The following is a 14,236-nucleotide window of genomic DNA, read 5'->3' as shown; positions in this document are numbered from 1 at the left end:
TTGACTGACCGCGCCGTCCCCGACCCCCGCGGGAACGACCGAAAGGAACGAGCCCATGAGCACCCTCGCCTACCCGAGCGCCGACTTCCCGGGCCAGCCGTCGGTGGCCCTCGAGGTGCCGGAGGGCTGGGAGCCCGCGCACGCGCCGGGCACGACGATGGCGGCGCGACTCCCGCGCGAGGGGGCCTTCGCACCCAACGTCGTCGTCACGATCGAGCAGTGCGGGCCGTCCTTCCGCATCGAGGACTCCCTCGAGCAGATCGCCTCTCTGGCCACCTCGCGGGGCGGAGCCGTCTCCGAGCCGTATGCCGCCGACCTCGGGGGCGCGCAGTTCGTCGGCTGCGACGCGACGTGGCCGGACGCAGACGTCGAGACCGTCCTGCAGGCCAACCTCTTCCACCTCGTGACCTCCGGGGCGTCCGCCGCGGCCGATGCCCCGGCACACCTCGTCCAGCTGACCGGCGCCGTGGGTGGCGCCGACGCCGTGGCCGACTACGAGCTCATCCGCCAGGTGCTGACGACGGCGCGCGTCACCCCGTGGGGCTCCGCTGACGACACGGACGCCGGCGCTGCCACCACTGCCACCGACCTGGACGTGGACGCATGAGCACGACGCTGCCGGCCATCTCGGCAGGCCTGGCCACCGATGTCGGTCGGGTCCGGGCGCACAACGAGGACTCCGCGTGCACGCGGGGCACCGTCTACGTCGTCGCCGACGGCATGGGTGGCCATGCTGCGGGCGAGGTCGCGAGCCGGATCGCCGCCGAGACCGTCGCCGAGCTCGCCGACCGGCCCGTCGTGCAGGTGCGCGACATCGTCGCCCAGGTCGGCGAGGCCAACCGCCGCATCCTCGCGTCGGCCGCGCGACACCCCGAGCAGACCGGGATGGGCACGACCGTCGCCGGCCTCGCCCTCGTGTCCGTCGGAGGGTCGCGTCACTGGGCGGTCTTCAACATCGGCGACTCCCGCGTCTACCGCTGCCTCGACGGCCGGCTCTCGCAGGTGACCGTCGACCACTCGGAGGTCTGGGAGCTCGTCGAGCGGGGCCTCCTCACCCCGGAGCAGGCGCACCGCCACCCCGGGCGCAACGTCGTCACGCGCTCGCTCGGGCGCGACCCGATGGGTGTCGTCGACACGTGGGTCTTCCCGCCCTACCCCGGCGAGGCGTTCGTCATCTGCTCCGACGGTCTGTCCAACGAGCTCACCCGGGAGGAGATCGAGGCCGTCCTCGCCGATCACCCCGACGCCCACGAGGCCGCCGAGGAGCTCGTGCGACGTGGTGTCGCAGCCGGTGGCCGCGACAACGTCACTGCTATCGTCGTCGCCGTACAGGGCGAGGACTCCGACTCGGACGTCGACGAGGACACGACCCCGCGCGAGAACGTGAACGGCTCATCAGGGGAGAGCAGGTCGTAGACGTGAGTGGCCCGTCCGTGGTTGTCGACCGGGCCCCCGAAGGGTGGACGCACATCGGGGGCCCCGGCATGCACCTGCTCATCGGACTCGACGAGGACGATGAGCGCACCATCGCCGCGAGCGACGCTGCCGACGGCGGTGACATCGACGACGTCGTCGAGGTGCTGACGGTCGGCGGGATGCGCAAGGCGCACCACTTCGTCGGCGTGCACTGGCAGCCCCGCACGCGCATCGTCGCCTTCGGCCCGGTCTCGGCCCTCGTGACCCTCGCTGACGGCACCGAGCACGACGTGCGAGCCACGAGCAGCAAGGTCTGGACGGACCTCGAGCTGCCCCACCATCCCGACCGGGTCGTGCTCCGCGTGCTCGAGGAGGCCGAGCGGGCGCAGCCCGTGCCCACGCAGGGCCTCGCGGCCGGATCGCCGTCGCCCGGCACCGCATCCCCTGCAGCGCTCGGCGGCGAGTCGGCGCAGCCCACCGTGCCGGACGAGGCCGCCGACGCGACCCCGCCGCAGACGGCGGCGTCCACCGGTGGGGCCGGTGCGCCGGTGGTGAGCGAGGAGCACGTGGACCCTCCCGACGCAGCGGCCGTGTCCGAGCCGGAGGTGGCGCCCGGGCGCGAAGACGCCATGGGGCCGGGCATCCCGACCTTCGCCACGTCGATAGCTGACGGCAGTGCGGCCTCGGACCGTCCTGACGCACGGAGCCTGCCTGGCCGCTCGACGTGGGAACGCAGCTGGGCCCAGGGTGGCACTCCGCCGACGACATCCGACGTCGGCACCTCGAACGACGAATCCACCTCTGCTGCAGCGACGTCCGACACGTCGGGTGCGGAAGAGCCTGCAGCGCAAGGTCATTCCAAGAGTGCGGCCGAGCCGTCCCGCACGCCGGAGGTCGTCGCGACAGAGCCTCTCCCCGCTCCGCTGCCGGCGCTCCGCTCGTGGACCTCGGTCACCCCGGCCGTGCCGGTGCGTGCCACCCCGTCGAGCGACCTCCTGGGCGACGGGGCCAGTGCGTCCGGCGAGACACCCGCCCCCGCCGCTGCATCCGGTCACGACACGTCCGTGCCGTCCGTGCCGTCCGAGCCGGTGACGCCGCCGACTCAGCCGTCGGCCTCCTCGCCGACCGAGGCCGTTGCTCCGGCGCCCTCGCCGCTGACCGCGCCCGTGGCGCCGACGTCCCCGCCACCCGTCGCCACGACGGCACCGGCGACGACACCCGTACCGACACCCCCACCGGCAGCGCCGACAGCGCCCACAGGGCCGACAGCGCCGGCGCCCGTGGCCGACGACCTGCCCGCGGCGGCGCCGCGTGACGTCGACTCGACGTGGGCCGCCCGCCCGGTGCTCGAGCCCGACGCGTCCCCGACGTCGACGGCTCCGTCCGCCCCCGTCGCCGGAGCAGTCCGTCGTCCGGCCGCGGGGCCCACCACCTCCGCACTCGACGACCCTGACGAGACGGACGACGCGGACGACGACCAGCCCGCTGCGCCCCCGAGCTACGACTACCTCTTCGGCCACACCACGGCCGCCGACGAGCACCGCAAGGTGCTCGCGTCACTGACGCGGTCCGACGAGGACGAGGCCGGGCACGACGAGGACGACCACCTTCCCAACCCGTCCGTCCCGTCCGTCGCCGACGCGTCCGACGCGCCGGTCACGAACGCTGCCCCGGCGCCCGAGGTGCCGGCGCGGCCCATCCCGTCGGCGCCTGTCGTGCCCGAGGGTGGGCTCATCTCCTCCGTGCCGTGGGCGCGGTCCACCCCGGCCGCCGAGGTGCCCAAGCCGGAGCCGGAGGTCCCGACCTTCTCGGGGCGGCACACGCCGCCGCCGGCCCCGAGCCTGCTCCCCCCGATGAACACCCCGCCCCCCGGCGTCCGCGCACCAGAGGCGACCCCGCTCATCTCGACCGGACCGCCGCCGGCGAGCACCGTCCCCGCCCCCGCCCCCGCCCCTGCCCCCGCGCAGACCGCGCCATCCGCACCGACGGCCGCGACGGCATACGCGAGCGCGGCGCAGCCGCCTGCCGAGCCCACCTTCGACGTGCCCGTCTCGCTCCCCGTCGCCCTGCCCCCGGTCCCCCCGGCGGCCACGGGCACGGAACCCGTCGCGGACCCGCCCGCACACACCGCCGACCTCGGCGCGGGGACGGACGACGACGAGACGGAGCTGACCGTCGACCGAAGCGCCCTCCTCGAGGCACGCAACGCCGCGCAGAACCAGACCTTCTCCGGACCCAGCGTCCTCGCCGTCCTCTGCTCAGCGGGCCACCCGACGCCTCCGCACAGTGATCGCTGCCGGGTGTGCGGCTCGAGCATCCCGCCGCAGGAGCCGTTCACGATGCCGCGACCGCCGCTGGGCGTGCTCCGCCTGTCGACGGGTGACGTCGTGACCCTCGACCGCAGCGTGCTGCTCGGCCGCGCGCCGAAGCTCGGCGACGGCCTGGCCGTCCACGACCGACCGCACGTGGTCAAGGTCCCGAGCCCCGAGCGTGACGTCTCGCGCAACCACGTCGAGGTCATCCTCGAGGGCTGGCACGTGCTCATCCGCGACCTCGGGACGACGAACGGCACGACGGTGACGCTGCCCGGCGAGAGCCCGCTCCGCCTGCGTGCCAACGACCAGCAGGTCCTCGAGCCCGGGTCGCTCGTGTCCATGGCCGACGAGGTCTCCTTCACCTTCGAGGCGGCGTCGTGACCCGCACGCCCGACCACCTGCCGGCCGCGGACGGAGGTGCCTCGTGAAGAAGGGTGCGCCCCCGAAGATCCCGGGTCTCGTCTTCGTCCAGCCGCTCGGCTCCGGCGGCTACGCCGACGTCTTCCTCTACGAGCAGCAGAGCCCCCGCATGCCGGTCGCGGTCAAGGTGCTCAAGTCCGAGGGCCTGACCGACGCGCTGCGCCAGCAGTTCGTCGAGGAGGCCGACACCATGGCCGCCCTGGGCGACCACCCGTACATCGTGCAGGTCTTCCGTTCCGGTGCGTCCGACGACGGCCGGCCCTACCTCGTCATGAAGTACTACCCGCCGCCCAACCTGGCGATGCGGGCCCGGGCCGAGCGCTTCTCCGGCGAGGACGTCCTGCGCACCGGCATCCAGCTCGCGAGTGCCGTCGAGACGGCGCACCGCGCCCACATCACGCACCGCGACATCAAGCCGGCCAACGTCCTCATCAGCGCCTACGGCGCTCCTGGCCTGACCGACTTCGGCATCGCCGGTCGCGGCGCCCGCGAGGGCGACGCCCCGGCCGAGACCACCGACGACGTCGGCGTCTCGGTGCCGTGGGCCCCGCCGGAGGTGCTCTACGGCCAGAGCAACGGCGACGAGCGCTCCGACGTCTACTCGCTCGCCGCGACGCTGTGGCAGCTGCTCGTCGGCCGTTCGCCGTTCGAGATCCCGGGCGGTGACAACTCGGCGTATGCGTTGATGCCGCGGATCCGGAGCACCGCGCCGCCCGCGACGGGTCGCCAGGACGTGCCGGCCGGTCTCGAGCGCCTGCTGGCCCAGGCGATGGCCAAGGACCCCGCGCACCGACCGGCGTCGGCGCTCGAGTTCGCCCGGGCGCTGCAGGCGGTCGAGCAGCAGCAGCGGTTGGGCCGCACGCCGATCGTCGTCCTCGACGAGCAGGGTCACACGACGCTCGTCAGCCAGACCCAGGGCTCGCCGACCGGCCGCGGCGGTGACGACGACGACCGGACCCGGATCAAGGCGCCGCAGACCGTGGTCGCCCAACCCGTCGGTCCGTCGCCGACGATGCTCGACGACGAGACGCGCCGCCGCTCCGAGGCCGGCGGGCAGCGGTGGTCGCCCGCACCGATGCCGAGCCCGGGCGTCCCGGCCGCAGCGGCCCCGGTTCGTCCGGCCGACGTGACCGACCCGGTGAGGAGCCAGACCGCTCCGCTCGGGAGCGACTCCGCCGAGGAGGCGACGGTCCGTCGCGCCGCGAGCACGCAAGGGACACAAGCACGTCCGGCTTCCGCGCCGGCACCGACGTCCCCGCTCGCGAAGCCCGCGGTGCTCTGGGGTCTGGCCGCCTCGGTCGTCGTGCTCGTCGGTCTCGTCGCCTTCCTCGTGCTCCGGTCCCGGTCCGGTGACCCGAGTCCGGCGACGCCCACGCCGAGCGCCACCGTCTCGATGCCCGGTGACGACAGCGCGATCGGCGACGGTGTCTTCGACAAGCCCACCATCTCGGCGACGTCGGGCCGGGGCAGTGTCCGTTTCACGTGGAACTACCCGCAGCCCTCCACGAAGGACACCTTCCGGGTGTCCTACGGACCGACGCCGTCCGACGCGGGGAACCCGGAGCGGGCCAGGCTCGTCTCCGTCACGGCCAGGACCTACACCGTCAAGGCACCGAAGGGCACCAAGGTGTGTGCCACCGTCGTCGTGGCCCGCGCTGGCCAGGCCTCCCCGGGGGCCGACGTCCAGTGCGAGACCGCGCAGTGAGGGCGGGCGGCACCAGCTGCTGAGTATGCCGGCGGGTGGACACGAAACGGTCGGACCGGCAACCTCGACGCAGACACCACCAAACCACCACAGACGTCCGTAACGCCGCGCGGCCGGACATCGTTAGCCGCGAGCACCCGCGCGAGAGCGTGTCGACAGGAATTAGGGGACCTGATCGTGATCCACAGCAAGGTGACCGTCGTGTTCTGCGGCGAGGAGTACTCCGTGTCACCCGACACCGGCCTGACCATCGGTCGCACCGGCGACATCGAGGTGGACGACAACCCCTACCTGCACCGCACCTTCCTCGTCGTGTCCTTCGAGAACGGCTTCTGGTGGCTGAGCAACACCGGCTCGACGCTGACGGCCACGGTCGCCGACGAGCAGGGCCTCTTCCAGGCGTGGCTCAACCCGGGCGCGAAGATCCCGCTCGCGATGAAGCAGCTCATCGTCTGGTTCACGGCCGGCCCCACGACCTACGACTTCGAGATCCACGTCGCGAGCCCCGCGTTCACGTCGGTGACGGCCGACCCACCCGCCGACTCCGACGACGAGGAGGTCGGCGCGGCCACGGTCGGGCGCGTCTCGTTCACCCCCGACCAGAAGCTGCTCATCGTCGCGCTCTGCGAGCCGTTCCTCCGCCGCCGGGAAGCGGGTACGAGCCAGATACCCTCCTCGGCCGCTGCCGCCGACCGGCTCGGCTGGACCATCACCCGTTTCAACCGCAAGCTCGACAACGTCTGCCAGAAGCTCGCCGACGCCGGCACGCGCGGCCTGCACGGCGGCGTCGGCAAGCTCGCGACCAACCGCAAGGCCCGACTCGTCGAGCACGCGCTCTCGACGAAGCTCGTCACCGAGGACGACCTCGCCCTCATCGACGACCCGGCCACCACCGACACCACGCCAGCTGAAGAGAACCGGCCCGAGGACCGCATGGTCGTCGCCGAACAGGGGAACGCATGAGCACCGCCGCCACCAAGCGACGGGTCGGAGTCATCTCCACCGTCGTCGTCGCCCTCGTCGCGAGCCTGCTCGTGTGGCTCGCCGCCCGCAGCGAGGGCGAGGTGGCGCGCAAGGCCGACCTCAACGACGGTGGCATCTGGGTCACCAACTCCGAGCAGGCGCGTTTCGGCCGCATCAACAAGCCGGCGGGGCAGCTCGACGCCGGCGTCCTGTCCGACGGCTCGACCGGCTCGGGTCTCGACATCTTCCAGGACGGCGCCGCGATCGTCGGCTACTCCAAGGCGAGCAACCAGATCGTCCCGATCAACCCGGCCGAGGGCACCCTCGCTCCTGAGCAGTCGATCGTCGTGCCGAAGCCGAGCACGGCCACCGGCAACCGCGTCTTCACCACCCCCCTCGTCGACGTGCGCGGCGGGACGATCGCGATGATCGACCCGGCCAAGGGCGAGCTGCGGGCCCAGCGGGTCGACGACCGGAGCGGCATCACCGGCCTCGACGCCCTCCAGACCCAGGCCAAGCCGCTCGCGAAGGTGGGCGGCAACTCCGCCGTCGCCGTCGGCGTCGACGGCACGGTGTATGCCGTGTCCGCCGAGGTGGGCACGGTCACCCTGCTGAGGCCCGAGGGCAACGCCTTCGCCAAGCCGGTCACGACGAAGCTCGGCTTCACGTCGAAGTCGGCGCAGGTGACGGCGGTCGGCAGCCACTGGGTCGTCTGGGACTCCGCCACCGGCAAGCTCTACTCCGACGCGCTCACCGAGCCGGAGCAGCTCTCGCTCGGCAACGCCGAGCCCGGCAACCCCGCCTTCGCCGCCCTCCAGCAGCCGGGCCCCGACGCGGCGTCCGTCCTCATCCAGGACGAGGCGCAGCTGACGCAGGTCTCCCTGACCGGCGACAGCCCGACGACCGGTGGCGTGAAGCTGAGCCAGGGCGCTCCGGGCCAGCGGCTCTTCCTCTCCGCGCCCGTGCGTCTCGCGAGCTGCATCCACGCGGCGTGGGCGGGGGCCTCCAACGTCTACTACGGCCGCAACTGCGGGTCGCCCACCGACGCCGACACGGTCGACCTCGGAGCGATGAAGAAGGGCGTGCGCACCGACGGCGTCAAGCTGCGCGTCAACCGTGGGCTCATCGTCCTCAACGACCTCGACTCCGGTGACGTCTGGGACATCGACCGCAACCGCGTCAAGATCGACAACTGGAACTCGGTCATCCCGCCGCCGCAGACCGACGACAAGAACAAGAAGAAGGACGAGAACCTCGTCGACGACGAGGTGAGCCGCACGCCGCCCAAGGCGCAGCCGGACAACCTCCAGGTCCGTGCCGGGCGCACCTCGACCCTGCACGTGCTCGACAACGACTCCGACTCGCAGGGCTCGATCCTCGCGATCTCCCCGGGGGACGTCACCCAGCCCGGCGTCGAGGGCATCTCCTCGAGCGCCTCGGCCGACGGCCAGACCGTCCAGGTGACCGTGCCGGAGGAGGCCAGCGGCTCGTTCTCCTTCGACTACACCGTCAACAACGGCACGATCGCCAAGAACGGCCGGGCCACGGCCAAGGTCAACGTCCGCATCGTCGGCGCCGACACCAACACCCCGCCGAAGATCCGCACCGGTCAGGCCAAGCTCGCCCAGGCGAAGTACCCCGTCGTGGCGAGTGGCTCGGTGCGCATCGGCGTCATCGCCGACTGGCGCGACGCCGAGAACGACCCGATCCAGGTCTCGGCGGTCGACCCGACGACCACGGGCGTCGACGGCTCCGGCGCGCTCACGGTCAAGGCCCAGGGCGACAAGGGCGACCAGGTCGTCGACTACGTCGTCGACGACGGCCGCGGCGGCACCCAGAAGGCGTCGGTCACGCTCGACGTGCTGAGCGAGCAGGACAGCAAGGCCGTCCCGCCGAAGACGCAGCCCGACGTCGTGCGCGCGGTCGTCGGCAAGCCGGTGCAGCTCCAGCCGCTCGGCAACGACATCGCCGGCGCCGACCCGACCGACCCGCAGGCCCGCATGCGCCTCGCGCAGTCGGTCAAGGGCCCGGGCCAGCTCAAGCTCGACACCAACCTCGACACGAGCGTCCTCACGGTGACGGGGCAGACCCCCGGCACCTCGACGGTGACGTATGCCGCCCAGGTCGGTTCCGGCGTCAGCGTCGGCCGGATCCGCGTCGACATCCTGCCGAACCCGTCGGTCGACCTGCCGCCCGTCGCGACGCCGGACGCCGCCGTGCTCCGTGGTCAGACGCCGGTCATCGCCGACGTGCTCTCCAACGACTACAGCCCGCGCAGCGACGTCCTCGTGGTCCAGCGCGTCGTCACCGGTGACGCGTGGCTGCGCGTCTCGGTCGTGCAGGGCCGGTGGGTCCGCGCCGAGGCCACGGCCCCGCTCGACGGTGCCACGCCGCGCCGCGGCACCGTCAGCTACACGATCAGCGACGGCACGCAGACCGCGGTCGGACAGCTGTCGGTCGTGCAGAAGCCGGAGCCCAAGGACAAGGTGCTCCCGACGGTCGTCGACGACGTCGCGACCGTGCGCGTCGGTGACGCCGTGACGATCCCGGCGCTCGACAACGACTCCATGAGCGAGGGCATCCCGCTCAAGCTCGACCCCGCCGGCGTCAAGGTGCTCTCCGGCGGCGGTCAGGCCTTCGCCTCCGGCACCGTCGTGCGCTACGTCCCCGACCAGGAGACCCTCAAGGGCCCGACGTCGGCCATCCTCGAGTACGCCACCTACCCGGAGGGCCTGCGCGCCCGGGCGGTGACCGGGCGCATCAACGTCACGATCAACCCGCTGCCCGATGCGGTGAAGTACCCCAACCAGCCCCCGTCGGCGCGCAGCTTCTCGGCCAGCGTGACGGCCGGTGACACCCTGGCCATCACGGTGCCGACGAGCGGCGTCGACCCCGACGGTGACCTCACCTTCGTCAGCGGGATCGTCGGCGAGGACGGCAAGGCCGTCGACCTCAAGCTCGGTCGTGTCCTCGGCTTCGGTGCGGCGACGATCCGCTACGAGGCCTACCCCCGCAGCGCCGGCACGGAGGTCATCCGCTACCAGCTGCGCGACCGCTTCGGCCTGACGAGCGAGGGCTTCGTGCGCGTCGGCGTCGTCCAGCCGGGCGACCCGCAGCCGCCGGTCGCCGTCGAGGACGACGTCGTCGCCGCCCCCGGGCGCACGGTCCACGCCGACGTCCTGTCCAACGACCTCATCGCGGCGGGTGACTCGGTGTCGTTCATCGACCTGTCGACGCTCAACGACGCCGACGTGCTCAAGGACTTCCAGAAGCAGAAGGACGACACCTTCAAGGTCGTCGCCCCCGAGGACGGCCCGGCCAAGGTGCTGACCTACGGCATCACCGACGGGCTCTTCGACGCGTCGAAGTCGACGTTGACCGTCCGCGGCCAGAAGGACTTCAACAACCCGCCGATCGCCGTCGACGACACCGGCCTCGCCAAGCAGGGCGAGACCTCGATCCTCGTCGACGCGCTCGCCAACGACCGCGACCTCGACGGTGACCAGGCGAGTCTCAAGATCACGAAGTTCATCGGCGACGGCGTCGCCCGCGAGGGCCGCAAGCTGCGCATCCAGCTGCGACCGCAGGCCCGCGTCGTCCCGTACGTCATCGAGGACGCCGACGGCGCCTCGGCGATGGCCCTCATCTACGTGCCGGCCGGCACCAACGGTGTGCCCTACGTCGTCGACGGCAAGACCATCAAGATGGGCGCCGACTCGACGGTCGACGTCGACCTTGCCGACTACGTCGTCGACCCGCGCGGCGGCAGGATCGCGGTCACCTCGCCCGAGACGGTCTCGACGTCGCCGGAAGATGACCTCCAGTCGTCGGTGACGTCGGCCACCGCACTCAAGCTGACCGCGACCAACGGCTACGTCGGTCCGGCCGCGCTCATGCTCGAGGTCACGAACGCGACAGGTCCGGCCGACAAGACGGCCCAGACGACCTACGTCACGATCCCGGTCCAGATCGGGCCCGACGTGCCGGTGCTGCGCTGCCCCGACCACGAGGTCCGCCTCGTCGCCGACGGCCCGGCCCGCACCTTCGACATCCCGAGGCTCTGCCACGCGTGGCTGCCCACCGGGATGGACGCCAACACCGCGCAGTACGAAGCGACGTGGGACCCGGCCATCGACCGCGTCGACCTGAACCAGGCGGGCGCCGGTGGGCGCCAGGTCGTGCTCAGGGCCCAGCCGGCCGCCCAGGAGGGCTCCACCGGTGCGGTCACCGTCAAGGCCAAGGGCGGGGCGGAGTCCTACAAGATCAAGGTGCGGGTCGTCAGCGCCCCACCCGCCGCGACCCTGCGTCCGGTCCGGATCGAGGGTCTCATCGCCGGGACGAGCCGCACGGTGAACCTCTCGCAGTACCTCGACAGCCCGCTGACGGCCCCTCGCTGCCAGGTGCAGTCGGCCCGGGTCGTCTCGGGCACGGGCGTCAGCGTCACCCAGAGCGGGTGCCAGCTCACGGTCTCGGCCTCCGACAAGGGTCGCGGTGACGCCCGCATCACGGTGCAGGCCGTCGACGCTCCCGGTCGACCCTCGGCGCTCGGCCAGGTCTCCGTCAGCGTCCGCAGCAAGCCCGACCCCATGGCTGCCCCGACCGCGGTCGCCGACCGCATCCTCGGCAGCAGCGCGCGGGTCGACTTCCGCCCACCGGCCTACGACGGCGGCCTGCCGATCCAGGCCTACGAGGTCACAACCATCGGACCGGGCGGCGGCACCAAGGCCTGCTCGTCGTCACCGTGCACCATCACGGGTCTGACCAACGGTCAGGACTACTCGTTCACCGTCCGCAGCCGCAACCCGGTCGGCTGGTCCGACCAGAGCCCGCGCAGCAACACGGTGCGGCCCGACACCAAGCCGAAGGCGACGTCGATCACCGACATCACGCCGGGCGACCGCAAGCTGACGGTGCGCTGGAGCGAGCCGCCGAACGAGGGCAGCAAGGTGCTCAAGTACCGCGTCCAGTGGGTCAACATCGGCGGCAGCGCCGGCGCCACCGGACAGGCGGAGGTCGCGGCCCCTGGTCTGACCAAGGTCATCAGCGGCCTGATCAACAACGACGCCTACAACGTCCGCGTCCAGGCCAACAACGAGGCCGGCTGGGGTCCCTTCGGGGCCCAGGTCAAGGCCCAGTCCTTCGGCAAGCCGGCTGCCGTGCCCGCTCCGACGCTGAGCCCGCGCGACCCGGTGCCCGGCGAGACCAACGCCCAGGTCTCCATCGCCTGGGAGGCGACGGACCCGAACGGTCCGCCCATCACGAAGTACGACGTGTTCCGTCGCACCGGTGGTGGCGCCTGGAGCCTCATCGCGACCCGCTCCGGTGGTGACTCGCGCGTCGCGAGCGACACGATCCCCTACGAGGGCCAGACGGTGCAGTACGTCGTGACCGCCACCAACGGCGGTCCGGCAACCTCCGACAAGGCCAACTTCTCGAGCTACACGGCCAACGGCTACCCGGACACCCCGACCCTCCTCACGGCCACGACCCCCCGCGCCGACAAGACGATCGACGTCACCTTCCAGGTCGGGAGCGCGCACGCCGGCGGCTACGACCGGATCCACTGGACGACCGACGGGGTCACCGGCTCGTTCCCCTGCTCGGGCACCAGCTGCCCGACTGCCGGGACGACACGGCCGCTCGACACGACGTCGAGGACCATCGCCATCCGGGCCTGCAACTCCGCCGGCTACTGCTCGCCGATGTCCAATGCGATCCGGGTGCACCCCTACGGGCCGACCAACGCCATCCGCAACCCGGGCGAGAACCACGACAACAACAGCATCACGTTCACGTGGAACGCGCCGACCAACAACGGCCGCCCGATCACGCAGTACCAGGTGACCGGCGACAAGAACGAGACGTTCGGCGCCGGCCGGGAGTCGACGACGATCGGTGGCCTCGGCTACAGCGACACGCGCACCGTCCGGGTCCGCGCCTTCGCGACCGACTCGGGCTGGGGTCCGTACACCTCGATCTCGGGCACGACGAACGCCGCGCCCAAGCCCAAGGTGAACTCGGTCTACAAGGGCAGCGGCTGCGGCGCGACCGGGTGTCTGAAGCCGGACGGCACCCAGTGCGGCTCCAACTGCAACCACATCGGCTACAACCTGTCGAACTACACCGGCGCCATCAGCTGCACCGTCGACAGCTCCGACGGCGGCTGGTCCAACCCCGACAACGGCTCCGGCGGGTCGCACCGCCCGAGCAACGGCGGCAACGACTCCAACAAGTTCTTCGGGTTCCCCAACGGCTGGGTCCGCGTGACCTGCTCGTCGTCGAACGGGTCCGACTCCGCGCAACGCAATCCCTGGGGGTGACGGTCCGCTCCCGCGAGGGAGCCGGCCGCGCCCCGACCCAGCCACACGGCATACCCACGATCGATGAAACACATGACAGGAGAACGACACCCATGACGGCCACTCCCACCACAGGTCGCATCACGCAGGAGCAGGTCACCTGGTTCGCGCACACCTTCGACCAGCTCGTCGGCAACATCGAGAAGGCCGTCCTCGGCAAGCAGCACGTGACGCGGCTCGCGCTGACCTGCCTGCTCTCCGAGGGCCACATGCTCCTCGAGGACTTCCCGGGCACCGGCAAGACGCAGCTCGCCCGCGCCCTCTCGGCCACGGTGCAGGGCACGCACAGCCGCATCCAGTTCACGCCCGACCTGCTCCCGAGCGACGTCACGGGCGTCACGATCTACGAGCCGACCAAGCAGAGCTTCGAGTTCCACCCGGGCCCGATCTTCGCGACCATCGTGCTCGCCGACGAGATCAACCGCGCCTCGCCGAAGACGCAGTCGGCGCTCCTCGAGGTCATGGAGGAGGGGCGGGTCACCATCGACGGCAAGCCCCACTCCGTCGGTGAGCCCTTCATGGTCATCGCGACCCAGAACCCCATCGAGCAGGCCGGCACCTACCGCCTGCCCGAGGCGCAGCTCGACCGCTTCCTCATGAAGGCGAGCGTCGGCTACCCCGACCACGAGGCGACGATCGCCGTCCTCGCCGACGCCAAGACGCGTGACCGCGCCAAGACGCTGAGCCCGCTCATCGCGAGCAACGTCATCGTCGAGATGTCCAAGCTCGCCGACGAGGTGCACGTCGACCCGGCGATCCTCGGCTACGTGAGCCGGATCGCCGAGGAGTCGCGCCGTCACCCGTCGCTGAAGCTCGGCCTCTCGGTCCGTGGCTGCCTCGCCTACGTCCGCTGCGCCAAGACGTGGGCCGCGAGCCAGGGCCGCACCTACGTCGTGCCCGACGACATCAAGCTGCTCGCCGAGCCGATCCTCAGCCATCGCCTCCTGCTCAACGCCGAGGCGCAGTTCGCCGGAACGACCGTCGAGCAGTGCGTCGACCAGATCCTCGGCGACATCGCGCCGCCGGCCGAGCGCGCCTCGGCCTGACCGCGAACCGCA

7 protein-coding genes are annotated in these 14,236 nt (G+C 71.9%); all 7 read left to right on the top strand.

Translation table 11 applies throughout. The annotated features are described in order from the left end of the window. Positions 1 to 55 precede the first annotated feature (55 nt). The 7 genes from AC1DW8_RS10385 (at position 56) to AC1DW8_RS10355 (ending at position 14,224) form a co-directional block, all read left to right on the top strand. A complete protein-coding gene (locus AC1DW8_RS10385; protein WP_056780399.1) occupies positions 56 to 607 on the top strand; it encodes a hypothetical protein in 552 nt (183 codons plus the stop codon). Next, positions 604 to 1,416, top strand: a complete 813-nt coding sequence (locus tag AC1DW8_RS10380; protein WP_056780396.1) for a PP2C family protein-serine/threonine phosphatase — start codon at positions 604 to 606, stop codon at positions 1,414 to 1,416. Before AC1DW8_RS10385 ends, AC1DW8_RS10380 begins: the two co-directional genes overlap by 4 nt. A 2-nt stretch (positions 1,417 to 1,418) precedes the next feature. Further along, positions 1,419 to 4,112, top strand: coding sequence for an FHA domain-containing protein (locus tag AC1DW8_RS10375; RefSeq protein WP_478093786.1), 2,694 nt, complete (start codon positions 1,419 to 1,421; stop codon positions 4,110 to 4,112). A 43-nt stretch (positions 4,113 to 4,155) separates the two neighbouring features. Beyond that, complete coding sequence (locus AC1DW8_RS10370) at positions 4,156 to 5,856, top strand: serine/threonine-protein kinase (protein WP_478093784.1); 1,701 nt, start codon at positions 4,156 to 4,158, stop codon at positions 5,854 to 5,856. A 177-nt stretch (positions 5,857 to 6,033) separates the two neighbouring features. Then, on the top strand, positions 6,034 to 6,819 hold the full coding sequence (locus AC1DW8_RS10365; RefSeq protein ID WP_056779672.1) for a hypothetical protein: 786 nt from the start codon (positions 6,034 to 6,036) through the stop codon (positions 6,817 to 6,819). Then, positions 6,816 to 13,139 (top strand): Ig-like domain-containing protein, encoded by a 6,324-nt coding sequence (locus tag AC1DW8_RS10360; RefSeq protein ID WP_478093781.1) that lies wholly within the window; start codon positions 6,816 to 6,818, stop codon positions 13,137 to 13,139. Before AC1DW8_RS10365 ends, AC1DW8_RS10360 begins: the two co-directional genes overlap by 4 nt. A 92-nt stretch (positions 13,140 to 13,231) precedes the next feature. After that, positions 13,232 to 14,224, top strand: a complete 993-nt coding sequence (locus AC1DW8_RS10355) for an AAA family ATPase (RefSeq protein ID WP_056779668.1) — start codon at positions 13,232 to 13,234, stop codon at positions 14,222 to 14,224. The last annotated feature ends 12 nt before the right edge of the window (positions 14,225 to 14,236 follow it).

Source organism: Terrabacter sp. P2_E3 (assembly GCF_056403915.1).
This window is presented reverse-complemented; position numbering and strand designations above follow the sequence as displayed.

Bases quoted from the DNA above. Each gene is read 5' to 3' on its own strand.
- AC1DW8_RS10385 (WP_056780399.1), top strand. From the start codon at position 56: ATGAGCACCCTCGCCTACCCGAGCGCCGACTTCCCGGGCCAGCCGTCG.
- AC1DW8_RS10380 (WP_056780396.1), top strand. From the start codon at position 604: ATGAGCACGACGCTGCCGGCCATCTCGGCAGGCCTGGCCACCGATGTC.
- AC1DW8_RS10360 (WP_478093781.1), top strand. From the start codon at position 6,816: ATGAGCACCGCCGCCACCAAGCGACGGGTCGGAGTCATCTCCACCGTC.
- AC1DW8_RS10355 (WP_056779668.1), top strand. From the start codon at position 13,232: ATGACGGCCACTCCCACCACAGGTCGCATCACGCAGGAGCAGGTCACC.